Below are 25,701 nucleotides of genomic sequence, written 5' to 3' on the forward strand. Positions count from 1 at the left end.
TTCCTGACAGTGCCCCACAGCAAGGATCCCGGAGTGAGCCTTTTCCGCACCAAGCCCATTGAGAAATCACTGGCCGACGCCGACGAGGAAGGCCGCCGGCTTCGGCGCTCGCTGACCACGTGGGACCTGATGATCATGGGTGTCGCCGTTGCCGTCGGCGCCGGGATCTTCTCCGTGGGCGCCAAAGCCGCTGCCGACTTCTCCGGTCCCGCCGTCACGCTGTCCTTCGTGCTGGCTGCGGTTACGTGCGCGCTGGCAATCATGTGTTACGCCGAGTTCGCCACGGCGATTCCAGTGGCCGGATCCGCCTACGTCTTCAGCTACGCCACGATGGGGGAGCTGGTCGCCTGGATTATCGGCTGGAACCTGATCCTGGAGCTCTTTACTGCGGCAGCCGTGATCGCCAAGTACTGGGGCATTTACCTCAGCGAGGTCTTCGCCCTGATCGGCTGGGACATCCCGGCCAGCATCTCGCTGGGCCCGATCGAGATGACCTGGGGACCGTTCCTGATCGTGGCAGTTTTCACCGTGCTGCTGGTGATGGGGACCAAACTCTCGGCACGGGTAGGCAACGTCTTCACGCTGATCAAGATCGGCGTCGTCCTCTTCGTGATCGTGGCCGGTTTCTTCTACATCGACTTCGAGAACTACACCCCGTTCATTCCGGACGCCGTGTCCACCGCGGGTGCCGGGACTGAGGGTGTGATGGAGCAGTCGCTCTTCTCCTTCCTCACCGGTGCTGCCCCGGCCCAGTACGGCCTCATGGGCGTTTTCGCCGGCGCCGCCGTAGTGTTCTTCGCCTTTATCGGGTTCGACGTCGTTGCCACCTCCGCCGAAGAGGTCAAGGACCCGGGACGCACCCTTCCTCGCGGTATCTTCGCCGGCCTGGCCGTGGTCACCGCGCTGTACATCGGGGTTTCCCTGGCCCTGACGGGCATGGTTTCGTACACGGAGCTGGCCTCGGCGGAAGCACCCAACCTCGCCACAGCGTTCACCCTGGTGGGGAACACAGGTGCCGCACAGGTCATCGCCATCGGCTCGCTGATCGGACTCACCACGGTCATCATGGTGCTGCTTATGGGCCTGGCCCGGGTGGTGCTGGCAATGTCCCGCGACGGGCTGCTGCCGCGGGTCCTGTCCAAGACCAGTTCCAAGCACGCCACCCCGGCCCGCCTGCAGATCCTCTGCGGTGTGCTGGTGGCACTGGTGGCCGGGTTCACCCAGGTGGACGTCCTCGAGGAAATGATCAACATCGGCACACTGTCGGCCTTTGTGGTGGTCAGTGCCGGTGTGCTGGTGCTGCGGCGCAAGCGTCCGGATCTCAAGCCGGACTTCCGGGTACCGTTCGGCCCGGTGCTTCCGGTGCTGTCCACCCTGCTTTGCCTGTACCTGATGACCAACCTGTCGGTGGAAACCTGGATCCTCTTCGCCGGCTGGCTGATCCTCGGATTTGTGGTGTACTTCGGCTACAGCCGCCGCCGTTCACGGCTGAACCCGGCAGTGGAGGAGAAGGAGGCTGCCGCCAAGCGGGCTGAAGCCGGGGAAGCCTAAGGCTGTGTTGCGCGGTGCTACGGAGCGGTTCAACTTTGTCCGGACCGGTGGCAGACTGGGCGCATGCTTGTAGCCTTCTCAGTCGCCCCCTCCGGCGTGGGTCCGGAGACCGGCCCCGCCGGTCCGTCCGCAGACGCTTCGGTGCACGACGCCGTTGCCGCCGCCGTGAAGATCGTCCGCCAGTCCGGCCTGCCGAACCGCACCGACGCCATGTTCACCACCATCGAGGGTGAATGGGATGAGGTCATGGACGTGGTCCGGCGCGCCACCGAGGCCGTGGGCCGGTATGGCAGCCGGGTTTCGCTGGTGCTGAAAGCTGACATCCGGCCCGGCCACACCGGTGAACTGACCGGCAAGGTCGAGCGGCTGGAAAAGGTCCTGGACGCCGAAGACGAATACCGCGGGCACTCCTGATGGCCGGCCAGCACCAGGGCATCAGGGCAGAGCACGGCAGCGGCGACTGGGCCGACGTCGATTCCTACCTCACCGGCGTCGTCGTCCATCCCGATGAGGCGCTGGTGGCTGCCGTGGAGGACGCCGCCGCAGCCGGCCTTCCGCCCATCGAAGTGAGCCCGGGGCAGGGCAAGTTCCTCATGCTGCTGGCGCGGCTGGCCGGCGCCCGCCGGATCCTGGAGATCGGCACCCTCGGCGGGTTCAGCACGTCCTGGCTGGCGCGCGGACTGCCGGCGGACGGTTCCATGGTGACCTGTGAGTACGTGCCCCTGCACGCGGAGGTGGCGCGGAAGAATCTGGACCGCGCCGGCGTCGGGCAGCTGGTGGACATCCGGGTCGGAGCCGCCCTGGACACCCTTCCCGGGCTGGAAGGCAGCGAACCGTTCGACCTCGTGTTCATCGACGCGGACAAGGAAAACAACCCGGCCTATCTGGAGTGGGCCATCCGGCTTTCCCGGCCCGGCACGGTAATCGTCCTGGACAACGTGGTGCGCTACGGCGGAGTGCTGGATCCCGACGGCGACTCAGCCATCCAGGGCACGCGCGCCGCACTGAAACTGATGGGTTCACATCCGCGGCTGGATTCCACGGCCATGCAGACCGTGGGCGCCAAGGGCTGGGACGGCTTCGCCCTGGCCATCGTGACCTAGGCACCTGGCGGGTTCTGCCGCGCCTAAGCTGGAAGCATGAGCTTTGCGCATTTCCCGATGGCTGACGCCTGATGGGCAGGAAACGTCCCGGCCGCAACACCCCGGAACAACCAGCAGGCGGCGGTACCGGACCCGTGCCCGGCCGCTACGAGATTGATACCGGTACATGCGAACTGCTTCCGGACCAGTTTTCCGCCTCCGGCTGGCTGCTGAAGATCAACGGAGTGCACTCCTCCCACATTGACCTGGAGGATCCGCGGGAACTCGACTTCGAGTACATGCGCTGGATCGCCGCGCTGGTCGAGTCCCGCTTCGATCCGGAGACCAAGCTTCGGGCGCTCCATCTGGGCGGAGGCGCATGCTCCATGGCCCGGTACTTTGCCGACGTCTACCCGAATGCCCGGCAGGTGGTCGTGGAACTGGACGGCCGGCTGGCGGAGTTGGTGCGCGGGTGGTTCGATCTGCCGCGGGCACCGCTGATGCGGCTGCGGGTCGGCGAGGCCCGTGAGGTCACGGAGTCGCTCAGCGAGGACAGCAGGGACCTGCTGATCCGAGATGTCTTCGCGGGAGACAAGACCCCGCTGCCGCTGACCACTGCCGAATTCCTGGGCCACGCCAAGCGGGTGCTCGGCCCCGAGGGCCTGTATGTGGTCAACTGCGGGGATGCCCCGGACCTGCGCACCGCCCGGCGGGAAGCCGCGACGATCGCCGCCGCCTTCCGGCACACGGCGCTTATCGCTGATCCGCCCATGCTCAAGGGCCGCCGCTTCGGCAACATCATCATCGCCGGGTCCGACGTCCCCTTCGCGGAGGACACGGCACTGCCGCGCAGGCTGCTCGGCGGAGCCGTGCCGGCCCAGCTCTGGGACGATTCCAAGGTCCGCGCGTTCGCCCGCGGCTCCCAGGTGCTCCGGGACGCCGAAGCGGGGCTCCCGGCAGCCGGCTGATGACTGGCCTAAGGCAAGTGGTGCCCCGACCGGATCGGCCGGCGCACCACTGTTGGCTGGCTTGTTTGGCCGGAACCTACACGCCCAGCGCCGCTTCGATCGGACCGACGCAGAAGAAGACAGCGAACGCCGCGGCGACAATCCACATCACAGGATGGATTTCCTTGGCCCGGCCCTGGAAAACGCGGATGAGCACGTAGGAAACGAACCCGGCACCAAGGCCGTTGGCGATCGAGTAGGTGAACGGCATCAGGGCGATGGTCAGGAAGGACGGCAGCGCCAGTCCGATGTCCGACCAGTCGATCTTGCCGACCTGGCTGACCATCAGGTAGCCGACGACGACGAGCGCCGGGGCCACTGCCTCGAACGGCACCAGGTAGATCAGCGGGGTCAGGAACATGGCCGCAATGAACAGCAGGCCGGTGACGATGGAGGACAGGCCGGTGCGGGCGCCTTCACCGATGCCGGCACCGGATTCCACGAACAGCTGGTTCGAGGAGACACTGGCGCCGCCGCCGACGATCGCGCCGGCCGCGTCCACCAGGAGCACACGCTCCACGTTGGGGATGTTTCCGTCCTTGTCCATGCTTCCGGCTTCGCTGGACAGGCCGACCATGGTGCCCATCGCATCAAAGAAGATGCTCAGGAGGATGACGAAGGCCAGCAGGGAGGCGCCGATGATGCCCAGCTTCTCAAAGGAGCCGAAGAGGTTGAAGTTACCGATCAGCGACAGGTCAGGTGCGCCCCACTCGGGCATGCTCGGGGTGACCAGCGACCAGCCGGTTGCCTTGCCCGCGCCCTGGCTTCCCGGCGATGCCACAGCTTCGATGATCACGGCGAGCACGGTGGAGGCCAGGATGCCGATCAGGATCGCGCCGCGGGTCTTGCGGGCCATCAGGCCAATCGTCAGGATCAGGCCGAACGCAAACACGAAGGTGGGCCAGCCCAGCAGTTCCCCGCCGTCACCGAGCTGCACCGGAACGGTGGTGCCCGCGGCGTCGGGGATGCGGCGGACGAAGCCGGCGTTGACGAAGCCCAGCAGGGCGATGAACATACCGATGCCCACAACGATCGCGGTCTTCAGGCTCGCGGGAACGGCCTTGAACACGGCTGTCCGGAACCCGGTGAGGACCAGGATGAACATGGTGATGCCCGCCAGCACCACCAGGCCCATCACGTCCTGCCAGGTCAGGTTTTCGTTGGTGGCCACAGTCACGGCTACGAACGCGTTGACGCCCAGGCCGGTGGCCATGGCGAACGGGTGCTTGGCCCAGGCTCCCATGATGATGGTCAGCACGCCGGCAACCAGTGCGGTCGCTGCTGCGATGGCGGGCCCGCCGAGGGAGCGGCCGGTGCCGTCTTCCCCGCCAAGGATCAGCGGGTTCAGCACCACGATGTAGCTCATGGCAAAGAAGGTGGCCAGACCTCCACGGATCTCCGTCCCTACCGTGGAACCGCGCTTGGAGATTTCAAAATACCGGTCCAGTCTGGAACCTTGCTTGAGCATGGCGGATTTCCTCTGAAGATGTTGTGGTGTCTGGGAGAGCGGACTTGCCGCATTCCGATAATAGTCCTGCGCGGAAGCAGGCCCTTAACCGTGCGTACGCGTGTTTGACCTAAGTCACAGTGCTGGCCCCCTGCGCAGTAGGCTGGTTTCAGGAGCCCGGCCGATGTGGGTTGGGCGTGTACCCGAGGGGAGCCGGTAATGTCCGATTCAGAGTGGAATGCGGCAGCCGCCCGGTCAGGGATAGTGGTGGGCCTCGACGGCTCGGACCAAAGTATCTGCGCGCTGACCTGGGCTGCGCGGGAGGCGCGGCGGCGGGACGTGCCGCTGCATGTGGTGACGGCCTACACGGTTCCCATCTTTGCTGCATCGTCGATGGACGCCGGCTACACGGCCATCGATGACGCCGTGATCCGTGACGGCGCCCGCTCCGTCCAGGAGCAGACCCTGGCCAAGGTGTCCCTGCACGGCCTGGAAATCATCCCGCGTGTTGAAAGCGGAGACGCGTCCGCCGTCCTGCTCGAACTCTCCGAAGACGCGGAGCTGATGGTTGTGGGCTCGCGGGGCCGCGGCGGATTCGTGGGCAGGCTCCTTGGCTCCGTCTCCAGTGCGGTGCCCGCCCATGCCAAGTGCCCCACCGTTATTGTTCCGCTGCGTACGGCCGGAAGGCTGCCGGAATCCGGAGTGGCCGCACCGGCGGGTTCCCCGGTGGCGGACGACGTGCATCAGGCAGTCGTGGTGGGTGTGGATGGTTCCGAGCATGCACGCGCGGCATCGCTGGCTGCCGCGGAGCAGGCCCGCAGCATGGGCCTGCCGCTGCGGATCGTGTGTGCGCTGCCGCCGTTCAGCGGCTCGCTGGCCTGGGTGCCGGCGCCGCTGGACGTCGAAGCACTGCACGAGGAACTGATGGTGCAGCTCAGTGCGGGACGGGAATGGCTGCAGAGCCACTTCCCGGATCTGGAGATCTCAGTGGAGCTGGTGGACGGGCCGCCCGCCGAACTCATGGTGGAACGCACGGCGATGGCCGAGCTGGTGGTCCTGGGCAGCCGTGGCCGCGGCGGTTTTGCCGGCATGCTGCTGGGCTCCACCAGCCAGAGCGTGCTGCACCACGCCAAGGGGCCGGTCATGGTGGTTCCCGATCATGAGGATCCGCGCCTGGCCGACCGGGCGAAGTTCGGTCCGATGGTGGAGCAGTAACCCGCCCGCGAACCGGTGCCTAGGCGTGCCGTTCACCTTCGTGGACGGCATGCCGTTCGGGCTCGAGCTGGAAGGTGCAGTGCTCGGTGTCGAAGTGGCTGGAGAGGCAGGTCCCCAGCCGGTCCAGGATCGTGTCCATCCCATGCGGCGTCAGGAATTCCTCATCCACCACCACGTGGGCGGAGAAGACCAGGACGCCGGAGGTGATGGTCCAGATGTGGATGTCATGGGCGTCGCTTACGCCTGCGACCGAGATGATGTGCTCACGGATCATTTCCACGTCCACACCCTGGGGTGTGGCTTCGAGCAGGACGTCTATCACCTCGCGCAGCAGGGACCACGCGCGCGGCAGGATCATGCCCGCGATCAGGAATGATGCCCAGACGTCCGCCTGCTGGTAGCCCGTCAGCATAATGACGAGGGCGGAGACCACGACGGCGGCGGAACCCAGCAGATCCCCCAGGACCTCCAGGTAAGCGCCGCGCACGTTCAGGCTCTCCTTGCGGCCGCCTCGCAGGATAAGCAGTGACACCAGGTTGGCGAGCCCGCCGATGACCGCCGCGAAGAGCATAATGCCGGTCTGCACCTCCGGGGCGTCCCCGATCCGTCTGATCGCTTCGGTGAAGATCACGACGGCGATCACGATCAGCAGCAGCGAGTTGGCCAGCGCGGCCAGGACCTCGGCGCGCTGGTAGCCGTAGGTGCGTTTCGACGTCGCCGGCCGCCCGGCGATCCAGGCTGCGAGCAGCGCGATGGAGACGCCGGCGGCGTCGGAAAGCATGTGCCCGGCATCTGCCATCAGGGCCAGTGAGCCGGAAACCAGGGCGCCCGCGGCCTGGATGACGACCACGGAGATGGTGATCAGGAAGACGGCAAGCAGCCGGCGGCGGTGCTTTCCCGTGGCGGTGCCCTGCGGCAGGCCGTGGCTGTGGCCCGAATGATCCCCCACGCCTAGCCCCACCCGAGTTCGTGCAGGCGCGCGTCGTCGATCCCAAAGTGGTGGGCCACTTCATGGATGACGGTGATCCGGATTTCGTCCACCAGTTCCTCCCGGGTTCCGCACATCCGCGTGAGCGGGCCGCTGAAGATGACAATCCGGTCCGGCAGAGAGCCCGCTCCCCACCACGAGTCCCGTTCGGTCAGGGGGGTCCCGTCATAGAGCCCCAGGAGCTCGGTGGCGGGGTCCTCGCCGGGGCCGGGAACGTATTCGTCCTCGATGAAGACGGCCACGTTGTTCATGGCCTTGGCCAGGTCCGCGGGAATGGAGTTCAGGGCGTCGTCGACCGCGGCTTCGAAGTCGTCGGGAGTCATCTCGATCGGCACGCTTCCACTCTAGTCTCTGCCCGGCAGGAGGGCTCAGGGGACGCTATTGCTTCCCTGAAGACGGCGGCGTTCACGCCGATTTTGGAAATCCGGGAAGTAGGCCCTATAGTTTTATAGGTCCGCAGCCGGGAAATCTGACTGAGACTGAACAGCCACGCAAATGCAGTGCGAAGTTCGGAATCAGCCAAGTTGAACGCTGCGTGTTCTGAGCCCCCATCGTCTAGCGGCCTAGGACACCGCCCTTTCACGGCGGCGGCACGGGTTCGAATCCCGTTGGGGGTACTCACGCAAGTGGTAATTGACCGGCCAAAAAGCTGGTAGAGTTGACACTCGTGAAATGCAAGGCCCTGTAGCGCAGTTGGTTAGCGCGCCGCCCTGTCACGGCGGAGGTCGCGGGTTCAAGTCCCGTCAGGGTCGCTCAGATTTTCTGAAGCGATTTGGAAGATCTCGGTGATCATCGATTCGATGATGCCCGGCTCTGTAGCTCAGTTGGTAGAGCGTTCGACTGAAAATCGAAAGGTCACCGGATCGACGCCGGTCGGAGCCACCAGCTAAAAACCCCCGGTTTGCCGGGGGTTTTTTCGTTTAACTGGCCCGTGCCCCGGCGCTCAGGGCTGGATGACAGTCCGTTCTCCGGGTTCGTCCCGGTGGCCCCATGCAGCGGTGATGTCGCGCAGTGACGCGATCCGTGGCCGGATGGCGACGGCGCCCGAGGCGATGGCTGCGGCGAGGCCCGGGAGGTTCGCGCGCCGCATGTCGATTGATCCGAATCCGCTGCCGCTGATCCGCAGCGCGTTGGAACGCAATGCGGCGCCGTCGATGGTGGCTGTGGATCCCGCTGCGGCGCCGATATGGACCCAGTCAAGCAGGCGTGCGTGGTCAGTGCGGGCGGTCACGATCGCTCTGACTGCCAGTTCCGCAGGCTTGCCCCACAGGTAATCGAGGGCGACATCGACGTTGGCCGCGGTTTCCGCGAGGGCCGCCGCGGTGGCATCGGTGTTCGGAGAAAGAACCACGATGTCGTCAGCGCCATCGGCGAGGTTCTGTTCAAGCCGCTCACGGCTGCGGCCGGCGGCAACCACCCGCCCGGCACCGAGGTGGCGGGCCACCTTCACGGCCATGGAACCGGCCGTTCCGGTCGAGCCCAGGACAAGAACGTCCTGACCCGGGGCAAAGGGAACCCGGGCGTGAAGTGCAATCCATGACGACATCGCCGGATTCATCGTGGCGGCAGCGACGGCGGGGTCTATGTCAGCAGGCAGCGGAACCGCGTCGTCGGGATCAATCAGGGTGCGTTCGGCGAGCGTGGCGCTCCCGGGGCCGCCCACGTAGGCCAGCGATCCGTCCGGCCGGCGTACAACGCCGTCCATGCCGGGCACAAAGGGCAGGGCGCCTGGGCTGGCGTAGTGCTGGCCGGATGCGATGGAGCGCGTCACGGGGTGCAGGCCCACAGCGAGCACGTCGACGAGTTCATGATGTCCACCGGCCTGCGGGGCGGCGAGTGTGCGGTAGCGGGGAGCTTCCCCAAAGGCTTCGATGAGTGCGGCGTTGATGGTTTCCATTTTTCCTCCAATTAGTACGTGCCACGTACTATATAGTACGTGGTGCCAACTATCTAGTAGGGTTTCAGCATGGAATCGACAGAGAATCAGACCTTGACGGAGGCTGCCGCCCGACTCACGTTCTCCGTGCAGGCCCGGCTAAGCGGGCATGCGGCCACCGCCGGACTGTCAGTTCAGCAGGCCCGGCTTCTGGGCTTTCTGCGGGACCGTGAGCCCACGATCAACGAGATTGCAGCCGGACTGGGACTGGACAAGTCCAGCGCGAGCGGCCTGGTTGACCGTGCCGCCCGACGCGGTCTTGTGGGGCGCACACAGAACGCCTCCGACGGCCGGTCCGTGCGGATCCTGCTCCTGCCGGAAGGCCGGGAACTCATCGAAGCAGCAAACAGGGCCTTCGAGGAGGACATGCACCAACTGTTCAGCGGCCTCACCCCCGGCGAGGTCCGGGAGTGGACGGTTCTCACCTACAAGCTGCTGTCGCACGACGGCGAAGGCCCGGCACCCGTCTGAACCTCCGTCGGTGCGTGCTGGAGTGGGTATCCAGCCGGCACCCTTTCCTTCCCCTCTCTTTCCGGGTTCACTGGGACGCCCGACCACTACCTGGAGGACAACGATGTTTCCAAGCAGCGAGCGATTCGAATGGGAGTCCGTCAGCCCCCACGAAAACCAGGAGCTCAGCGAGGCGGAGTGCTGGGCCCTGCTGAGCGGAGAAGACACCGGGCGCATCGCGTTCCTGCAGGACGGGAGACTGCTGGTCCTTCCGGTGAACTACCTGGTGCATGAGAACGCTGTGTACTTCCGGACCAGCAGCCAAAGCGGGCTGGCGCGGCTGCCCGGAGACCTCAACACCTCCTTCCAGGTCGATTCCCATGACGGGGAGCGTATGGACGGCTGGTCGGTGCTGGTCAGCGGGAGGGCCAACGCCGTCCAGGACGAAGCGCAGCTCACCACCCTGTGGGGCCTGAAGGCCACACCGCCCTACGGCGGCGGCGAGCGGAACCTGTTTGTGGGCATTGACCCCACCGAGGTCACGGGCAGGCGGGTGCGGATGGGCTGACCCCTTCCCTGCCCAACCAAGCAGGTGAGGGGCTAGGCTTGGCTGTTATGGATGACGCCCAGAACACACCCGGGTCCGGTCCCGCGGATCCCGGAGCACAGCCAGCATCGCCGTTGCCGTCCCGAGGGGGAACGCCTGCTGTTCCTCCGGCGCCCGCCACCGCAGTCCCCGTGCCTGCCGCGCCTGTATCCGCAGGCTCCGTATCCGCTGCGCCCGACGCTGCCAGCGCGCCGGCACCCGCTGCCGCATCCAGCGCAGCCGGCGGGCGGACCGCTATCTCCGAACAGGCTGTCGCGAAGGTTGCGGCCATTGCCGCCCGCGCCGTCCCGGGTGTACACGCCCTCGGCTCCGGCGGTGGCCGGACGCTGGGCGCGGTGCGTGACGCCGTCGCGGGTTCAGACAGCAGTGCCACCGCCGGCGTGCACGTCGAAGTGGGAGAGACCGAAGCGGCGGTGGATATCACCCTCGTCGCCGAGTACGGTGTCCCGCTGACCGGTATTGCCGACAGTGTGCGGCAGGCGGTTTATACCGCGGTGGAGAACCTGGTGGGACTGAACGTCGTCGAGGTCAATGTCTCCATCGCCGACGTGCACATTCCTGACGCTGCGGAAAACCGCGGCGTCAAACGCCCCTCCGGCGTAACCAACCAGGAGTAGCGGTGAGTGAATGGCGTGCCGGCACAGAACGTATATCCAACGCGGCTCCGGTCCCGGACAGGACCGAAAGTAAGGCAGGAACTATGAAACCGACCGTGGTGGGCATGGCCGTAGGGGCAGTGCTGGCCTTTACCGCCCTGCTTTTCGACTTCTGGGGCTTCCTCCTGATGGCACTGTTCATAGCAGTCGGAGCCTTCCTGGGCCGGGCTGCAGAGGGCAAGGTCGACTTCCGCAGCGTGCGGGATGCGCTGACCGGGCGCCGTTCGTCCTCGTGAGCACTGCCCTTATGAGCGCACCCGCCGGAACCCGTACGGCAGCGAAGCTGGCCGGGCACAACCGGATCAGCACCCAGGCACTGACCAGCACGGCACAGGCAGTGGCGGCAGAGTATTTCGGCGTGCCGGCCTCGGCGATCCGCGTCACCTGGAGCGATGACGAGGGCCTGCTCGCACTGTCCCTGGCGCTGCCCGTGACAATGCCGCCGCTGGACGCCGTCGTCAAGGACCCCGGGCTGGTGGAGCGCACCGGCGGGTCCGTGTGGCAGCGCGTCCATGCGGCCAAACCGCTGCTGCTGCAGCGCATCACCTACCTCACCGGTTCGATTCTTTCCCTCGTGGACATCCGGGTGACCGGTATCCGGGTGCAGGAAGGGAGCCGGGTCCGTTGAGCGGGACAACTGCCGCGCCGCCGGCCGAAGACATCATCAAACGGATCCTGCGGCGGGAAACCCATGCCGCCCGCACGGTCCCTGCGATCATTGCCGCGGTTCTGGGCATCCTGTTCTGTCTTTACGTCCTGCTGGAATCTGTCCTGCAGTCCCTGGGCCAGGAAGAATGGCTGATCGATCCGCCGACCTTCGCCCACTGGCTCGCCGGCCTGCCGCGGGACGTGGACCCGGTCTACCTGGGATTGGCCGGGAGCCTGATTTTCCTGGCTGGACTATGGTTTTTCCTGATGGCTGTCCTCCCGGGACGCCGCGCCCGCTACGCCATTCCCAACCCCCGTGCCGCCGTCGTGGTTGAGGCGGAAGTGCTGGCAGCGTCGCTGGCCCGCCGCAGCCGGCTCACCGCCGGTGTCAGCTCGGGACAGGTCCTCGTCACGGTGGGACGGACCCGCGTTGAGGTGCGCATCCGCCCGACGTCGGGGATCCCGGTGGATGCGGACGCCGTGCGGGCCGCAGTGGAGGACGAACTTGCGCTGACCGGACTGGATCCCCAGCCCGCCGTCCACATCCAGGTTTCCACGATGGGGGCGATTGGTCAGTGAACCGCACACCGAGAACCCTGAACCGGATCCTGCTGGGGGTAGGTGGTCTGCTGCTCCTGGCCGTTGGCAGCGGGCTGGTCCTGCTCAGCACCAGTGCGGCGGCGGCCAGCTGGTGGCAGGACACCGCGCCGTCGCTGGTGGCCAAGGCCGGCCGGGTGCTCGAAGGCACCGCCATGCCCGGCCAGTCCCAGAGCTGGTTGTGGCCGCTGCTGGCACTGCTCACAGCGGTGACCGCTGTGCTGCTCGTCTTCTGGATCGCCGCGCAGGGCCGCGGCCGGGTGGACACGCTGGTATCGGAGTACGACGACGACGGCGCGCCCGGGCGTATCGCGGTCAGCGGCGCTGTGCCTGAGCAGGCACTGCGGGCAGCGCTGCAGCAGGATCCGGACGTGATGTCGGTGGCGGTGAGTACCTGGGAACTGCGCTCGGGGACCGGACTGCGCGTCCGGATTACACCCCGCCAGGGGGCTGCCCCGCACCTGGTTGCCGCTGATGCCACGAACCTGGTTGACGCCCTGGACAGCGCTCTGGGCCGCAGTTCCACCGTGCTGATCACACTGGAAGCCGGCCGGCGCTACCGGCTCGGCCGGGAAGACCGGGTGCGCTAACCCTGCCCCAGCGTCTGGACGGTTGGGAGCCGGGTGGCAGGTGCTGGAGTCTAGGAGGCGCGGGCCAGCTGGCGGATGGGAATCCAGCGTCCAGCCAGCCGGCGGTAGGCGGCCGCTGCTCCGGTCATGTCTCCCTCGGCGAGGGATTCGATGCCCAGCCGCACGTCGGACGGGGAGTCGTCGGGATAGACCAGCTCCGCCACCGGCCCGTAGTCCAGCTCCAGCACGGCATCCGGGGAGAAAACGTCCAGCCAGGCAACCAGATCGGTAAGTTCATCCAGCAGATCCAGTTCCGGTGCTGCCAGCGCCAGAGCCGCCGCGGCATGCCGCGCCCGCTCAATGCACTGCTGGATCGGTGCGGAGAGCCGGACGGTGAGGACGCGGCCGTCGTCTTCAATAACCTCTGCCTGATCGTCCTCATGGATCAGGACGAACCAGCCGAACGGCACCCCCCAGGTGGCCGAGCGGGTGTGGAGCTTAGCCAGGGAATCGGCAAAAGCATCCGGATCGATGCGGGCTGCGTGGGCTTCGCGGGCGACCTCCGGCAGCAAAACGTCCACCAGCGGTCCGTTGACCGTCTCGCCGAGGGACTCGGCAGCCAAGGACGTCCGCACGGCCAGCTGATTGGGGCAGTAGAGGCGGGTGGTGGATCCATCCGGGCGGGGATGGTGCAGCACCCGGACCAGGTCCGTGGAATTATGCGGGAAAGGATCCGAGACGGCCCGGACCAGGCGCCGGACAGCGTCGCTGCGCTCCAGGACCTCCGTCTCATGCCGGGCGCGGGAGCGCTGGGCCAGGATCCTTAGCTGCTGCTCGTCGTCGAACGCATCCAGCGGTTCATAGACGCGGAGGTAGGACACGTAGGGGAACGTGTGCCACGCGGAACCTCCGGATGCCCCGGCCACGGCTAATCCAGCTCCACAATCACGGGCGCGTGGTCAGAGGCACCCTTGCCCTTGCGTTCTTCCCGGTCGATGTGCGCACCGGTGACCCGTGCTGCGAGGGCGGGAGAGCCCAGGGCGAAATCGATGCGCATGCCCTGCTTCTTGGGGAAGCGCAGCTGGGTGTAATCCCAGTAGGTGTAGACACCGGGGCCTTCGGTGTAGGGCCGGGAGAGGTCCTGGAATCCTGCGTCCAGGAAGGCCTGGAACGCGGCACGTTCGGGTTCGGTGATGTGGGTGGCGTTCTGGGCGCGGAACCAGTCGATGTCCCAGACATCCTCATCCCGCGGTGCGATGTTGAAGTCGCCCATCAGCGCCAGGTTGAGCTGGGGATCCGCCTCCACCCAGCCTGCTGCCTGATCCTTGAGGATCTTCAGCCATTCCAGCTTGTACGGCATGTGCGGATCGTTCACGGCACGGCCGTTGGGCACGTAGAGGCTCCAAATCCGTACTCCGCCGCAGGTGGCGCCGATGGCCCGGGCCTCGGCGGCCGTGGTTTCCTCGGTCTTGCCGAAGTGCGGCTGACCCGGGAACGTGCGTTCGACGTCGTCGAGCCCCACCCGGGACGCGATGGCAACACCGTTCCACTGGTTCAGCCCAAAGTGCGCAACTTCGTAGCCGTTGGACTCGAACATGTCCCACGGAAAGTTCTCATCCTTGGCCTTCGTTTCCTGGATGGCGAGGACATCCACGTCGGAGCGCTGCAGCCAGGCTTCAACGCGGTCGGCACGGGCACGGATGGAGTTCACGTTCCAGGTAGCAATCTTCACCCTTGCTACGTTACCCAATCCGGGCATCGGCGTCCTGCGGTGCCGGCTCGCGCGTCCCTGGGGTTCGAGCGTCCCGGGCGAGTCCTGGGTGCTTGAGCCGGGTGCCCGCGTGGGTGTCTGGGGGCCGCCCTCCGAGCGGACCGGAACGGCGGCAACGAAATTCCTGTGCTCGCAGAACTCGCAAGGAATATTAAAGCCGCCTAACCCGGTCCGTCCGGCGCGCTGGTTCTGCGTCCAGGTCCGGGGTGCTGGATGGGCAGGTATGGCGGGTTCTGTGCGGTTTAGGTCGCCAAAGCTGCGCATCCGGCGTGTGGAAATCCGCTGGAAGGGGCCGCACGGCGGGGATATCGGCCTTGCGGGTGCTGGGTGGGCAGGTATGGCGGGTTCTGTTCGGTTTAGGTCGCCAGAGCTGCGCATCCAGCGTGTGGAAATCCGCTGGAGGGAGCCGCACGGCGGGGTTATCGGCTTTGCCGGTGCTGGGGAGCTCGGCTAGGGGTGGGGGACCGCATGATGCGAACCCCAATCCATCCGGCGAGGTCCTCTGCGACACGCGTTCCCCCTCCTATGCATACTGGGGGTGGCGCTACGCGGAGCCCGAAGACCGCAGCCTTGTGGTGAGCGCGTGGGCATGCTGGAGCAGCAGGCTGCCCAGCTCTGGACGCCGCTCAGCCGTGAAACGGGACTCGATGCCAGTGAGGCTCAGGGCCCACGCCGGCTGGCCTGCACCGTCAAAGACCGCTGCACCCATGCCCCAGCTGCCGGTGACGATCAGTTCCGGGTTGACTGCATACCCGGTGGCCCGGGTTTCGGCGATCCGGGCCCGGAGTGACTCCCGGTCATGCTCAGCACCAAATTCCCTGGAGAGGTCGGAGTGGGCGAGATAGCGCTCAATGGCGTCTTCGGGCAGAAAAGCCAGGATGGCGAGGCCCGCCGAGGCAACTCCCAGAGGAAAACGCTTACCTTCGTACAAAACGAACGATCTGATGGGGAAGGCCCCGTCTTCCCGCAGCAGGCACACGCTCTCATCCCCGCGGCGGACGGAGAAGAAGGCGCTCTCTCCGGTTGCTTCGGCGAGGGCCCTGACATGCTCGCGGGCGATGCCGGTGACGTCATAGCGCTCGGCAGCCACCGAGCCCATCAAATACAGCTCGGGGCCCAGCAGCCAGCGGCCGGTCCGCTGGTCATGATCCAGGAAACCCTCGGCCGCAAGCGAGGCCAGCAGCCGATGCGCGGTGGGACGCGGCAGTGACGTGCTGCGGGCGACGTCGCTGGTCCCGATGCCGTGAGGCATGGCGGCGCTGACGGTCCGCAGAACCTGCGAGAGGCGGTGGACTACCTGGGCGCCTTGGACCGTTTCCTTCATGTCCACATTATGAACGCAGGTGCCTGTCCAAATCACGTTGTGAGCAGTTTTGTTGCTGCGCCAGCACTTCCTTGACCCCGAACTGGCAACTCCCTAGCGTCGATTCTCAGAGGTGGCACAAGGTCCACAATGTGGTCGGAGAGGTGTGAACAAGTGGGGTCAAAGACTTTTAGCAGCGCAGCGGAGGCCTTGGCCGGAACCGTGCGTGACGGGATGACCATCGCGGTGGGCGGATTCGGCCTCAGCGGCATCCCGGCCAACCTCATCCAGGCACTGCGGGACAGCGGTGTCACCGGGCTGACCATTGTTTCCAACAACATGGGCGTGGACGGCAAAGGCCTTGGGCTGCTGCTGGAAAACAAGCAGGTGTCCAAAGTGCTGGGTTCCTACGTCGGTGAGAACAAGCTGTTCGCGGAGCAGTATCTGTCCGGGGACCTCGAGGTGGAGTTTGTGCCGCAGGGAACTCTCGCGGAACGGCTGCGTGCCGGCGGCTCCGGGATTCCGGCGTTCTACACGCCCACCGGAGTGGGGACACCAGTGGCGGAGGGTAAACCGGAAGCAGTTTTCGATGGACAGCGGGCCATCCTTGAGCGCGGCATCATTGCCGATGTTTCCCTGGTGCGGGCGCACCAGGCAGATCCGGAAGGAAACCTGCGGTACCGGATGACGGCGCAGAACTTCAACCCGCTGGTTGCCATGGCCGGACGGCTCACCATCGCCGAGGCTGAGGTGCTGCGGCAGGACTTCCTGGACCCGGACCAGATACATACGCCCGGCATTTACGTCCAACGGGTCGTGGGTGCGGGAAATGCCGAAAAACACATCGAGCAGCGGACCGTTCGGGTCCGGACGGAGGCTTAGAGCATATGTGGACACGAGACGAGATGGCGGCCATTGCTGCCTCCGAGCTGCAGGACGGCCAGTACGTCAACCTTGGGATCGGCATCCCCACCCTGGTGGCTAACCATCTGCCCGACGGCGTGAACGTGTCCCTGCAAAGCGAAAACGGGCTGCTGGGGATGGGTCCGTTTCCGTTCGACGGGGATGAGGACGCCGATCTGATCAATGCCGGCAAGCAGACCGTGACCGTACTTCCGGGCGGCAGTTTCTTCGACTCGGCGACGTCCTTCGGCATGATCCGCGGCGGCCATGTGCAGACAGCCATTCTGGGGGCACTTCAGGTATCCGCCGCCGGTGATCTGGCGAACTGGACCATCCCCGGCAAACTTGTCAAAGGGATGGGCGGGGCGATGGACCTGGTCGCCGGAACTCCGCGAGTCATCGTGATCACCGATCATGTCTCCAAGGACGGGGAACCGAAAATCGTGCAGCAGTGCGACCTGCCGCTGACCGGTGTTGGCGTGGTTGACCGCATCATCACCGACCGTGCCGTTTTTGACATTGTCGACGGCGGACTGGTGCTTCGGCGCACAGCACCCGGAGTGCGGCCGGAGGATCTGGAAGCCTGCACCTCCGCACCGTTTCTGGTCGACCTGGAAACAGCTGCAGCATGAAGGCGCTGGTAGCCGGATATGCCCGGACTCCCTTCGCCCGATTCAACGGGGTGCTGGGCTCCGTTCCGGCAACGGAGCTGGGAGGTCATGCGGCGGCCGCAGCGCTGCGGCGGGCCGGTATCCGCCCCGATCAGGTGGACCGGCTGGTGGCGGGGCAGGTGCTGCAGGGCGGAGCCGGCCAGAATCCAGCCCGGCAAACCGCCGTGGCGGCAGGTATCGCGTTGAACGTCCCGGCCCTGACTCTGAACGCCGTCTGCCTCTCCGGGATGGAAGCCGTTGCCGAAGCCGCCAGGCTGGTTGCTACGGGGGAAGCTGACGTGGTGGTCGCCGTCGGCCAGGAATCCATGACCCGGGCGCCGCACCTTTTCCACGGCAGGCAAGGGCAGCGCTACGGAGCGTTGGAAGTGCTCGACTCCCTGGAATCCGACGGGCTGAGCGATGCCTTTGAGCGCCGTTCCATGGGCGCATCGACCGAGGACGGGAACACTGAGCTGGGTTTGGACCGGGAAACCCAGGACGCCTGGGCCGCCCGTTCACACCAGTTCGCGGCGGTGCACGCGTCCGCGCTGGCGGCGGAAATAGCCCCCTATACGGTGGCGTCCCGGCGCGGGGAAACGGTGGTCGACGCCGACGACGGCGTGCGCCCGGACAGCACCGCGCCCTCGCTTGCCGGGCTGCGTACCGCCTTTGCCGGGGACGGAACCATCACCGCCGGAAACTCATCTCAGATCAGCGACGGCGCGGCCGCGGTGGTAGTTGTCAGTCCTGAAGCTGCCGGACGTCTGGGGCTGAACCCGCTGGCGGTGATTGAATCCCATGCGCTCGTGGCGGGGCCGGGGGTGCGGCTGCATGCCCAGCCGGCTAACGCCATCCTTGCCGCGTTGAAGGGGGTGGCGGCGGAGGTCGAGGACCTGGCCGTGGTGGAGATTAACGAGGCGTTTGCCGCCGTCGCCGTCCACTCGGCGCAGCTGCTGGGTGTGGATCCGCAACGGGTCAATCCGCGAAGCGGGGCCATCGCCCTGGGGCATCCCATCGGGGCCTCCGGAGCGCGCATCGTCGGGTCCCTGGCGCTTCAGCTGGCCGCGAAGGGCCCCGGCGCATGGGGTGCTGCTGCGATTTGCGGCGGCGGCGGGCAGGGCAGCGCTGTGGTCCTGCGCTCGGTTTAGGCACCCCGTTCCGGTCAGCCGCGCACCGCGGCGGACCGGAACGGCAACTACGGGTGCGGGACCCGCCCTACTTCCACCAGGAATCAAGCACAGAGACCGGGGTCGTGCGCTTGTGCCGGGTGGCGAGGTAGCGCTTCTCGATCTTCTCGGCGGTTTCCTCGGAGACTTCGCGGCCCTCGAGGTAGTCGTCGATCTGGTCGTAGCTGATGCCCAGTTCCGTCTCGTCCGTCTGGCCTGGGACGCCGTCGAGCAGGTCGGCGGTCGGGACCTTGCCGGCCAGGGCGTCGGAAGCGCCGAGGAAGGAAACCAGCTGCCGTACCTGGCGCTTGTTGAGGCCGAACAGCGGCAGGATGTCTGCGCCGCCGTCGCCGTACTTGGTAAAGAATCCGGTCACGGATTCGGCGCCGTGATCGGTGCCGATGACCAGCAGGTTGTGTTGGCCGCCAACGGCGTACTGGGCGGTCATCCGGACCCGGGCCTTGATGTTGCCCTTGTTGAAGTCGCTGAGGTTCTCACCGGACATGGCGGCGTATTCCTTCTCGAAGCCGTCCACGGCGTCCGCGATGTTGTACACCCAGGAGGTTTTGGGCTGGATGAACTCCAGGGCGGCCTGGGCATCGTCCTCATCGTGCTGCACACGGTAGGGCAGGCGGAGGGCGATGAAGTCCGCGTCGGTGCCCTCGGCGTTCAGCTCTTCGACGGCGAGCTGGGCCAGGCGCCCGGCCAGGGTGGAATCCACGCCGCCGCTGATGCCCAGCACGAATCCCGCGGTGCGGGAAGCGGACATGTACTCCTTGAGGAAGCCCACCCGCCGGCGGACCTCCGCAGCCGGATCGATGCTGGGCTGCACGCCCATTTCGGCAATGATTTGTGCTTGTAGTTCGCGCATGGCGTTCAGCCTATCCAACGCGGGCTGAATCCAGCAGGCTCAATGGAGCAGGTCCGGTGCCGCAGGTGATGCGAATCACCCTGGCCGGAGGGTGTGGATGCAGTGCCGGAAGCCGGAAGCAGGCCGGGGTGCTCCGATAGGATGAGGACCATGACTTCCCCGCAGACTGCCGCGTCCCGTGCCCGCCTCCTGGAACTAATCAAGGAACTGGCGGTGGTGCGTGGAAAGGTGATCCTCTCCAGCGGCAAGGAAGCCGACTACTACATTGACCTGCGCCGCGTCACGCTCCAGCACGAAGCCTCCCAGCTGGTCGGCGAAGTAATGCTGGACATGATCGAATCCGCCGGGATCAGCTTCCAGAGCGCCGGCGGCCTGACCATGGGGGCAGACCCCGTGGGCACGGCCGTGATGAACGCTTCGGTCCGCGCCGGCGGCACGGTGGACGCCTTCGTGGTCCGCAAAGCACAGAAGTCCTACGGCATGGGCCGCCAGGTGGAGGGTCCGGATGTCTCCGGCCGCGACGTCGTGGTGCTGGAGGACACCTCCACCACCGGCGGATCCGCGCTTGCCGCCGTCGAAGGTGTCCGCAAGGCGGGCGGTAACGTGGTGGCCGTCGCGGTGATTGTGGACCGCGATACCGGTGCCAAGGAACGGATCGAAGCCGAAGCCGGCGTCCCGTACCTGTTCGCCTTCGGCAAGGATGAACTCGGCCTCGACTAGGTCCAACACCTGCAGCGGGAGCCTATGACGGATGACCCAGAGAAGGTCCTGCGCTCCGCGTCGGACCTGGGGCGCTATTCCCGGCGGCGGTTCCTGGTGGGAGCCGCCGCAGGCCTGACGCTGGCCACTGACCTGTTTGTCACCCGGCTCATCCAGGAGGGCCGCGAGGAACTGGAAATCCTGCCGGTGCGCGACGACGAAGCGGCCTCCCGCTTCCCGCGGGCCATGTGGTTCCTGTTTCCCGGGTACAAGACCAGCTGGGAAGAAGCCGTCTGGATCCTCAATTCGCTGCGGCCGGCCCTGGCCAGCCGCGGCCAGCTGGCCGCCGTCGGCTACTCCAACAAGGGCCTGGACGTGGACACGGTGGAAGCCGAGGTTTTCCGCTACATCCGCACCCGCCGGATTAACCGCGTCTACTTTTACGGGCACAGTTTCGGCGGGATGCTCGCCGTGGAAATCGCTGCCCGGCTGCTGGCCCGCGGTGTGCAGGTGGAAATCATTGTTCTGGACTCCAGCCCGTCCGGCCGGTTCGATGTGCTGGACGCAGGCATGATCCGGGGCGTGGTTTTCCTCTACGAGGCCGGCGCGCGGATCCCCAGCACCCTCCGCGGCGGGTACGAGCTGGGGGAGCGGATCCTGCACAAGGACGAACGCAGTTGGAGCACCATCGCGGATCAGACGCTGGAGCAGCTCTCGCCGCTGGCGCCGTCGAGCACCCTGATCCAGTCCGAATCGTCCTACATTTACCACTACAACGCAGCAGCCTTCGCCGGGGCCATCGGGAAGGCCGAGCTGGCGTTCCTCGGCAACCCGGCCGACACCACGGTGAATTATTACACCGCCCGGCAGCGCTGGACCGAACTGTTCCCGCAGAACATGGTCTCCAACGCCCTGGTCACCGACGGCGCCCGTCCGGCGCACGCCAGTCCGCAGTGGAACCCGGTGATTTACCAGCGGGCGGTCCAAGACATCCTGGACACCTACGCGCCCCTGCCGGCCACCGGCGGGGGCGGCAGCAAAACGCCGTTCTAGACGGTGTTGATCAGGTCCGCCACGGAATTAATGACCTGGGACGGGCGGAACGGATAGCGGCTGATGTCCTCCCGCTGGGTGATCCCGGAGAGCACCAGCACCGTGGTCAGCCCGGCTTCGATGCCCGCGACGATGTCCGTGTCCATCCGGTCCCCGATCATGCCGGTGGTTTCCGAGTGCGCGTCGATCTTGTTCATGGCCGAGCGGAACATCATCGGGTTTGGCTTGCCCACAATGTAGGGGGCGCGGTCGGTGGCGGCGGTAATCAGTGCCGCGATCGCACCCGTCGCCGGGATGGGTCCCTCCGCGGAGGGACCGGTGACATCCGGGTTGGTGGCGATGAACCGGGCCCCGTCCAGAATCAGCCGGATGGCCTTGGTGATGGTGCCGAAGGAATAGGTCCGGGTTTCGCCCAGGACCACGTAGTCCGGGTTCGTGTCCGTGAGGATCAGCCCCGCCTCATGCAGCGCCGTCGTCAGTCCCGCCTCGCCGATCACGAAGGCGCGGCCCGGCGAAGAGGAGTTCTTGAGCTGGTCCTTGAGGAACTCCGCGGTGGCCAGCGCCGAGGTCCAGAGGTTTTCCTCCGGAACTTCCAGGCCGGACGCATGCAGCCGGGCGGCCAGGTCCCGCGGCGTGTAAATCGAGTTGTTGGTCAGCACCAGGAACCGCTTGGAGGTGTCCACCCAGCGGTTGATCAGCTCCGAAGCTCCCGGAATCGGCTGGTTCTCATGAACCAGTACCCCGTCCATGTCGGTCAGCCAGCACTCGATGTTCTCGTTTTCGCCCACGGTTCCCCTCTTCCTGCGCTTGCTCCTGGCAGTTCTGCGTGCCGGACGACGCCGGCACAGACCTCCTCCGCCCGGTGCGGATGCGGGATGGTCCAGTCTTTCACCTTACGCTGGAAGGGTGATAGAGAGCCCTGAAACATTACCCGTTCCCGAACCCGGACCGGTGGACCCTGCAGTCCCCGAGGTCGGCGTCGGACCGTGGGAAGGGCCCTGGCCCGAGGGGGAGCACTGGGACCCTGAACTGCTGGCCGCCGGCGACCGCCGGAACGTGGTGGATGAGTACCGGTACTGGAAGCACGACGCGATCGTTGCGGATCTGGACACCAAACGTCATGAATTCCATGTGGCCATCGAAAACTGGCAGCACGACCTGAACATCGGCTCGGTGGTGCGCACGGCGAACGCCTTTCTGGCCAAGGAAGTGCACATTATCGGACGACGCCGGTGGAACCGGCGCGGCGCCATGGTCACCGACCGCTACCAGCACGTCCGCCACCACCCGACGGTGGAGGACTTCACCGAGTGGGCGCGGTCGGAGGGCCTGGTGATTATCGGCATCGATAACTTCCCGGATTCCGTGCCGCTGGAAACCTACGACCTGCCGCGCAACGCCGTCCTGGTCTTCGGCCAGGAAGGTCCGGGCCTGACGCCGGAAGTCCATGCAGCGGCCGAAGCCACCCTCTCGATCGCGCAGTTTGGCTCCACCCGCTCCATGAATGCCTCCGCGGCGGCGGCCATCGCGATGCACGGCTGGGTCCGCCGGCACGTTTTCGGGCAGAAAGTCTCCTGACCTCCGGCGAAGGCGTTTAGTCACCCTGCTGCTCCGGGGACACTTGTGGCTAGGATGGGAGGAGCCAAAGAGGGCCCGGCCCTGCCGCATTTTCTCAACTTCGTTAAGGAGTCAGCATGCCTATTGCAACCCCCGAGATCTACGCAGAGATGATCGACCGGGCCAAGGCGGGGGGATTCGCATACCCGGCGGTGAACGTCACGTCCTCACAGACCCTCAACGCCGCGCTCGCGGGCTTCGCTGAGGCCGGCTCTGACGGCATCGTCCAGGTCTCCACCGGCGGTTCGGCGTACTGGTCCGGAGCCTCGGTCAAGAACATGGTCACCGGTTCCCTGGCCTTCGCCGCTTACGCCCGCGAAGTCGCCAAGAGCTACGACGTGAACATTGCACTGCACACCGACCACTGCCCCAAGGACAAGCTGGACGACTTCGTGCTGCCCCTGCTCGCTGCCTCCGAGGAGCGCGTCAAGCGCGGCGAGGATCCCCTCTTCAACTCGCACATGTGGGACGGTTCCGCCGAAACACTGGACGAAAACCTCAAAATCGCGCAGGACCTGCTCGCCCGCACCGCGGCTGCCAAGATCATCCTCGAAGTTGAAATCGGCACCGTCGGCGGTGAAGAGGACGGCGTGGAGAACGAGATCAACGAGAAGCTCTACACCACCGTAGAAGACGGCATGGCCACCATTCAGGCCCTCGGCGACGGCAGCAAGGGCCGGTACCTCACCGCGCTGACCTTCGGCAACGTGCACGGCGTGTACAAGCCCGGCGGCGTGAAGCTGCGCCCGGAAATCCTGCAGGAAATCCAGACCGCTGTCGGTGCCTCGATCGGCAAGGAAACCCCGTTTGACCTGGTCTTCCACGGCGGCTCGGGTTCCTCCGCGCAGGAAATCGCCGACGCCGTGTCCTACGGTGTGGTGAAGATGAACATCGACACCGACACCCAGTACGCCTACACCCGCCCGGTCGCGGACCACATGTTCCGCAACTACGACGGCGTCCTGAAGGTCGATGGCGAGGTTGGCAACAAGAAGCAGTACGACCCCCGCGTCTGGGGAGCCTCCGCCGAGAAGGGCATGGCCGCCCGCGTGGTCGAAGCAGCACAGTCCCTCGGATCGGCAGGAAAGCACCTCTAATGTCAGACGAATTCCGCAAGAACCTGCTCGGCCCAGAGCCCACCTACCTGCCCGAGGAAACGGACGTTCTGGCCCGCCTCGCCGCCGGGGATGAGCCCGTGGACCTGGCCGCTAGGTTCCCTACGTCCTCCCTGATCTGGGCGCTGCTTGCCGACGAAGCCTACGCCGAGGGCCAGCCCGTGGAGTCCTACGCCTACGCCCGCGTCGGCTACCACCGCGGCCTGGACGCCCTGCGCCGGGCCGGGTGGCGCGGCACGGGCCCGATCCCGTGGGAGCACGAGCCGAACCGCGGGTTCCTGCGTGCGCTGTACGCCCTGGGCCGCGCGGCCGCTGCGATCAACGAAGCCGAAGAGGTGGACCGGATCGAGAAGTTCCTGGACAGCTCCGATCCGGCCGCCAAGGCCGCAATCGAAGCCGCATAACTGAACAGCACCAGCTGAAACATCACCGGAGGCGCCTTCCCCAGCGGGAGGGCGCCTCCAGCGTCTAGCCGGTGAGGACCGACGGCGGTTACCAGCCCCAGGTGCCCGGCGGGGCGGTTACCAGCCCCAGGTGACCGACGGCGGTTACCAGCCCCAGGTGCCCGGCGGGCCCTTGAACGGGCCGGTTACGCGGCTGGTAATCCAGCCGCCGTAAAAGTCCCCGTCCTGCGGCTGCACCTCCTCGCCGTCCACCCGGACAGAGTCCATCAGCCCCGGGTACAGGGCGGCCGTATCGGCCAGCTCCTCGTAACCGGGGGCCGGGTGCGGATAGGCCCAGGCGGCCCGCGCGGCACGGTGGCCGCCGGCGGCGACGTCGTAATAGGAGGCAGCACCTTTGAATTCGCAGTGGGTCACGCCCGGCACCGGGTGCAGCACCCCCGGGGCGAAGGCGTTCAGGGGCAGGTAGTAGACCGGCGGATGGCTGGTTTCCAGCACCCGCAGCGCCGAGGTTGTCTGCGCCACCAGCGTCCCGCCCAGCCAGACCTCTACGGACTCATCGCTCGGTTCGACCCGGGGTGGCCGCGGGTAAGACCAGACGGATTCGGTATGCGGGTGAAAACGGTTCGCCATGGCCCGCTCGTTTCTTTGCGTGCCGCCTCACGGGCGGTAATGGTGGTGGTGACGGCCATGATCTGCGGCCGGGCAGGCACCGAAGAGAAACCGAACCGCACCGGCGGGCTGACCGGCGCCAGCTGCCCGAGGTCCTGCCCGTTCCAGGAGCATTCCGCCGCTGCGACACGCCGGATGGAGCGCACACCGTAATACTCCAGCCGGTCCCCGGTGGTTCCCGCGGTCTGCACACCCCGCACGATCAAACCAGCCAGCGGGTTCACCGCCCGGAGCCAGCGGGGATGGACGGCCAGCGGCGCGGGAACCACCTCGAGCAGGCTGCCCAGCAGAGTCACCCGGCCCAGTTCCGCCCGCAGCCGCAGCGGGCCGCCGTCGACCGCCAGCGTCCCGCCCTGCAGCCGTGCGCTGACGGGAACAACGTCCACCGCGTCGAAGGTGTAGGTGGAGGAAACATACCGGGCAATGTTCTCGTCAGGGGCCAGCAGCAGGCGGGAACCGAACCGGTTCTCCACCATCACGTCGGTGAACGGGCCGAACGGAGACTCGGGCCAGTGGCCCACAACCAGGCGGGTCCCGGAGGCGGTGCCCAGCCCGGCGATATAGCCGCGGAAGCGCTCCATGGCTTAAACCGTACGCCCAGCGGGCCGCTTCCGAAGGGGCTGAGCTGGAGATCGGCTAAACTTGACTGGTAAGAGCCCCGCAGCTTGAGCGTGTTCCACGCCACGAGTGCAGGGGCGTTCTCATGCACGGTAGCGGTTCGGCGCCT

31 protein-coding genes and 3 tRNA genes are annotated in these 25,701 nt (G+C 66.4%); 23 read left to right on the forward strand and 11 right to left on the reverse strand.

What is annotated here, in order from left to right; genetic code table 11:
- The first annotated feature begins 33 nt into the window (after window positions 1-33).
- The 4 genes from H9639_RS06780 (at window position 34) to H9639_RS06795 (ending at window position 3,601) form a co-directional block, all read left to right on the forward strand.
- A complete protein-coding gene (locus H9639_RS06780) occupies window positions 34-1,551 on the forward strand; it encodes an APC family permease (protein WP_191807331.1) in 1,518 nt (505 codons plus the stop codon).
- Window positions 1,552-1,614: 63 nt separating this feature from the next.
- Window positions 1,615-1,965 (forward strand): thiamine-binding protein, encoded by a 351-nt coding sequence (locus H9639_RS06785; protein WP_191807332.1) that lies wholly within the window; start codon window positions 1,615-1,617, stop codon window positions 1,963-1,965.
- Window positions 1,965-2,654 (forward strand): O-methyltransferase, encoded by a 690-nt coding sequence (locus H9639_RS06790; RefSeq protein WP_191807333.1) that lies wholly within the window; start codon window positions 1,965-1,967, stop codon window positions 2,652-2,654. Before H9639_RS06785 ends, H9639_RS06790 begins: the two co-directional genes overlap by 1 nt.
- 71 nt (window positions 2,655-2,725) lie before the next feature.
- The gene (locus H9639_RS06795; RefSeq protein WP_191807334.1) at window positions 2,726-3,601 is read left to right on the forward strand and encodes a spermidine synthase; all 876 of its coding nucleotides are present in this window, start codon (window positions 2,726-2,728) and stop codon (window positions 3,599-3,601) included.
- Window positions 3,602-3,677: 76 nt separating this feature from the next.
- Here the strand turns inward: H9639_RS06795 and H9639_RS06800 are convergent, their stop codons facing one another.
- Window positions 3,678-5,108, reverse strand: coding sequence for an NCS2 family permease (locus H9639_RS06800; protein WP_191807335.1), 1,431 nt, complete (start codon window positions 5,106-5,108; stop codon window positions 3,678-3,680).
- 198 nt (window positions 5,109-5,306) lie between these two features.
- Between H9639_RS06800 and H9639_RS06805 the strand changes: the two genes are divergently transcribed.
- Entirely contained in the window at window positions 5,307-6,302 is a 996-nt protein-coding gene (locus H9639_RS06805) for a universal stress protein (RefSeq protein WP_191807336.1), read from the forward strand.
- A gap of 19 nt (window positions 6,303-6,321) precedes the next feature.
- Here the strand turns inward: H9639_RS06805 and H9639_RS06810 are convergent, their stop codons facing one another.
- Entirely contained in the window at window positions 6,322-7,251 is a 930-nt protein-coding gene (locus H9639_RS06810; protein ID WP_191807337.1) for a cation diffusion facilitator family transporter, read from the reverse strand.
- A 2-nt stretch (window positions 7,252-7,253) separates the two neighbouring features.
- Complete coding sequence (locus tag H9639_RS06815; protein ID WP_191807447.1) at window positions 7,254-7,613, reverse strand: metallopeptidase family protein; 360 nt, start codon at window positions 7,611-7,613, stop codon at window positions 7,254-7,256.
- A gap of 221 nt (window positions 7,614-7,834) precedes the next feature.
- Between H9639_RS06815 and H9639_RS06820 the strand changes: the two genes are divergently transcribed.
- The 3 genes from H9639_RS06820 to H9639_RS06830 all read left to right on the forward strand — a co-directional run bounded on the left by H9639_RS06820 (window position 7,835) and on the right by H9639_RS06830 (window position 8,175).
- Window positions 7,835-7,907, forward strand: a tRNA-Glu gene (locus tag H9639_RS06820).
- A gap of 61 nt (window positions 7,908-7,968) precedes the next feature.
- A tRNA-Asp gene (locus H9639_RS06825) sits at window positions 7,969-8,042 on the forward strand.
- A 57-nt stretch (window positions 8,043-8,099) separates the two neighbouring features.
- Window positions 8,100-8,175, forward strand: a tRNA-Phe gene (locus H9639_RS06830).
- A gap of 58 nt (window positions 8,176-8,233) precedes the next feature.
- On the opposite strand, the gene H9639_RS06835 is transcribed toward H9639_RS06830, so the two are convergent.
- A complete protein-coding gene (locus H9639_RS06835; protein WP_191807338.1) occupies window positions 8,234-9,187 on the reverse strand; it encodes a quinone oxidoreductase family protein in 954 nt (317 codons plus the stop codon).
- 69 nt (window positions 9,188-9,256) lie between these two features.
- Between H9639_RS06835 and H9639_RS06840 the strand changes: the two genes are divergently transcribed.
- From H9639_RS06840 to H9639_RS06870, 7 genes are all read left to right on the forward strand, one after another.
- Window positions 9,257-9,697, forward strand: a complete 441-nt coding sequence (locus H9639_RS06840) for a MarR family winged helix-turn-helix transcriptional regulator (RefSeq protein ID WP_191807339.1) — start codon at window positions 9,257-9,259, stop codon at window positions 9,695-9,697.
- Window positions 9,698-9,800: 103 nt separating this feature from the next.
- The gene (locus H9639_RS06845; RefSeq protein ID WP_191807340.1) at window positions 9,801-10,244 is read left to right on the forward strand and encodes a pyridoxamine 5'-phosphate oxidase family protein; all 444 of its coding nucleotides are present in this window, start codon (window positions 9,801-9,803) and stop codon (window positions 10,242-10,244) included.
- A 170-nt stretch (window positions 10,245-10,414) separates the two neighbouring features.
- Window positions 10,415-10,900 carry an Asp23/Gls24 family envelope stress response protein gene (locus tag H9639_RS06850; protein ID WP_318242012.1) on the forward strand — a complete coding sequence of 162 codons (486 nt, stop codon included), beginning with the start codon at window positions 10,415-10,417 and terminating at the stop codon, window positions 10,898-10,900.
- Between the two features lie 83 nt (window positions 10,901-10,983).
- Complete coding sequence (locus H9639_RS06855; RefSeq protein ID WP_055242076.1) at window positions 10,984-11,175, forward strand: DUF2273 domain-containing protein; 192 nt, start codon at window positions 10,984-10,986, stop codon at window positions 11,173-11,175.
- Window positions 11,172-11,567, forward strand: coding sequence for a hypothetical protein (locus tag H9639_RS06860; protein ID WP_404799732.1), 396 nt, complete (start codon window positions 11,172-11,174; stop codon window positions 11,565-11,567). Before H9639_RS06855 ends, H9639_RS06860 begins: the two co-directional genes overlap by 4 nt.
- Complete coding sequence (locus H9639_RS06865) at window positions 11,564-12,166, forward strand: DUF6286 domain-containing protein (RefSeq protein WP_191807342.1); 603 nt, start codon at window positions 11,564-11,566, stop codon at window positions 12,164-12,166. Before H9639_RS06860 ends, H9639_RS06865 begins: the two co-directional genes overlap by 4 nt.
- Window positions 12,163-12,774, forward strand: a complete 612-nt coding sequence (locus H9639_RS06870) for a hypothetical protein (RefSeq protein ID WP_191807343.1) — start codon at window positions 12,163-12,165, stop codon at window positions 12,772-12,774. Before H9639_RS06865 ends, H9639_RS06870 begins: the two co-directional genes overlap by 4 nt.
- Before the next feature lie 50 nt (window positions 12,775-12,824).
- Here H9639_RS06870 and H9639_RS06875 read toward each other — a convergent pair whose 3' ends face one another.
- The 3 genes from H9639_RS06875 to H9639_RS06885 all read right to left on the reverse strand — a co-directional run bounded on the left by H9639_RS06875 (window position 12,825) and on the right by H9639_RS06885 (window position 15,848).
- Window positions 12,825-13,634 (reverse strand): hypothetical protein, encoded by an 810-nt coding sequence (locus H9639_RS06875; RefSeq protein WP_318242013.1) that lies wholly within the window; start codon window positions 13,632-13,634, stop codon window positions 12,825-12,827.
- Window positions 13,635-13,681: 47 nt separating this feature from the next.
- On the reverse strand, window positions 13,682-14,485 hold the full coding sequence (locus H9639_RS06880) for an exodeoxyribonuclease III (protein WP_191807345.1): 804 nt from the start codon (window positions 14,483-14,485) through the stop codon (window positions 13,682-13,684).
- A 583-nt stretch (window positions 14,486-15,068) separates the two neighbouring features.
- Window positions 15,069-15,848 carry an IclR family transcriptional regulator gene (locus H9639_RS06885; protein WP_191807346.1) on the reverse strand — a complete coding sequence of 260 codons (780 nt, stop codon included), beginning with the start codon at window positions 15,846-15,848 and terminating at the stop codon, window positions 15,069-15,071.
- 213 nt (window positions 15,849-16,061) lie between these two features.
- Here H9639_RS06885 and H9639_RS06890 point away from each other — a divergent pair, with 213 nt between their 5' ends.
- The 3 genes from H9639_RS06890 to H9639_RS06900 are packed head-to-tail and all read left to right on the forward strand — an operon-like array spanning window position 16,062 to window position 18,528.
- Window positions 16,062-16,709 (forward strand): CoA transferase subunit A, encoded by a 648-nt coding sequence (locus H9639_RS06890; RefSeq protein WP_404799736.1) that lies wholly within the window; start codon window positions 16,062-16,064, stop codon window positions 16,707-16,709.
- Between the two features lie 5 nt (window positions 16,710-16,714).
- Window positions 16,715-17,362 carry a CoA transferase subunit B gene (locus H9639_RS06895; RefSeq protein WP_191807348.1) on the forward strand — a complete coding sequence of 216 codons (648 nt, stop codon included), beginning with the start codon at window positions 16,715-16,717 and terminating at the stop codon, window positions 17,360-17,362.
- The gene (locus H9639_RS06900; protein ID WP_191807349.1) at window positions 17,359-18,528 is read left to right on the forward strand and encodes an acetyl-CoA C-acyltransferase; all 1,170 of its coding nucleotides are present in this window, start codon (window positions 17,359-17,361) and stop codon (window positions 18,526-18,528) included. The genes H9639_RS06895 and H9639_RS06900 overlap by 4 nt, the downstream gene beginning before the upstream one ends.
- Window positions 18,529-18,595: 67 nt before the next feature.
- On the opposite strand, the gene nadE is transcribed toward H9639_RS06900, so the two are convergent.
- Window positions 18,596-19,417, reverse strand: a complete 822-nt coding sequence (gene nadE, locus H9639_RS06905; RefSeq protein WP_191807350.1) for an ammonia-dependent NAD(+) synthetase — start codon at window positions 19,415-19,417, stop codon at window positions 18,596-18,598.
- A gap of 150 nt (window positions 19,418-19,567) precedes the next feature.
- Here nadE and pyrE point away from each other — a divergent pair, with 150 nt between their 5' ends.
- Window positions 19,568-20,137, forward strand: coding sequence for an orotate phosphoribosyltransferase (pyrE, locus tag H9639_RS06910; RefSeq protein WP_191807351.1), 570 nt, complete (start codon window positions 19,568-19,570; stop codon window positions 20,135-20,137).
- A 24-nt stretch (window positions 20,138-20,161) separates the two neighbouring features.
- Complete coding sequence (locus tag H9639_RS06915; RefSeq protein ID WP_191807352.1) at window positions 20,162-21,169, forward strand: thioesterase domain-containing protein; 1,008 nt, start codon at window positions 20,162-20,164, stop codon at window positions 21,167-21,169.
- Here H9639_RS06915 and H9639_RS06920 read toward each other — a convergent pair.
- The gene (locus H9639_RS06920; protein WP_191807449.1) at window positions 21,166-21,918 is read right to left on the reverse strand and encodes an HAD-IIA family hydrolase; all 753 of its coding nucleotides are present in this window, start codon (window positions 21,916-21,918) and stop codon (window positions 21,166-21,168) included. The two genes, H9639_RS06915 and H9639_RS06920, sit on opposite strands and share 4 nt — an antisense overlap.
- Before the next feature lie 202 nt (window positions 21,919-22,120).
- On the opposite strand from H9639_RS06920, the gene H9639_RS06925 reads away from it, so the two are divergent.
- The 3 genes from H9639_RS06925 to H9639_RS06935 all read left to right on the forward strand — a co-directional run bounded on the left by H9639_RS06925 (window position 22,121) and on the right by H9639_RS06935 (window position 24,305).
- On the forward strand, window positions 22,121-22,747 hold the full coding sequence (locus H9639_RS06925) for a TrmH family RNA methyltransferase (protein WP_318242014.1): 627 nt from the start codon (window positions 22,121-22,123) through the stop codon (window positions 22,745-22,747).
- 116 nt (window positions 22,748-22,863) lie between these two features.
- A complete protein-coding gene (gene fbaA, locus H9639_RS06930; protein WP_191807354.1) occupies window positions 22,864-23,883 on the forward strand; it encodes a class II fructose-bisphosphate aldolase in 1,020 nt (339 codons plus the stop codon).
- A complete protein-coding gene (locus H9639_RS06935; RefSeq protein ID WP_191807355.1) occupies window positions 23,883-24,305 on the forward strand; it encodes a DUF3151 domain-containing protein in 423 nt (140 codons plus the stop codon). The genes fbaA and H9639_RS06935 overlap by 1 nt, the downstream gene beginning before the upstream one ends.
- A gap of 144 nt (window positions 24,306-24,449) precedes the next feature.
- On the opposite strand, the gene H9639_RS06940 is transcribed toward H9639_RS06935, so the two are convergent.
- Window positions 24,450-24,935 carry a DUF427 domain-containing protein gene (locus H9639_RS06940; RefSeq protein WP_191807356.1) on the reverse strand — a complete coding sequence of 162 codons (486 nt, stop codon included), beginning with the start codon at window positions 24,933-24,935 and terminating at the stop codon, window positions 24,450-24,452.
- Window positions 24,851-25,555: a hypothetical protein gene (locus H9639_RS06945; protein ID WP_318242015.1), complete on the reverse strand. Its 705-nt coding sequence runs from the start codon at window positions 25,553-25,555 to the stop codon at window positions 24,851-24,853. Before H9639_RS06945 ends, H9639_RS06940 begins: the two co-directional genes overlap by 85 nt.
- Window positions 25,556-25,701: the final 146 nt, after the last annotated feature.

Origin of the sequence: Arthrobacter gallicola, from assembly GCF_014836775.1 — a bacterium.
Classification (GTDB): Bacteria; Actinomycetota; Actinomycetes; order Actinomycetales; family Micrococcaceae; genus Arthrobacter_B; species Arthrobacter_B gallicola.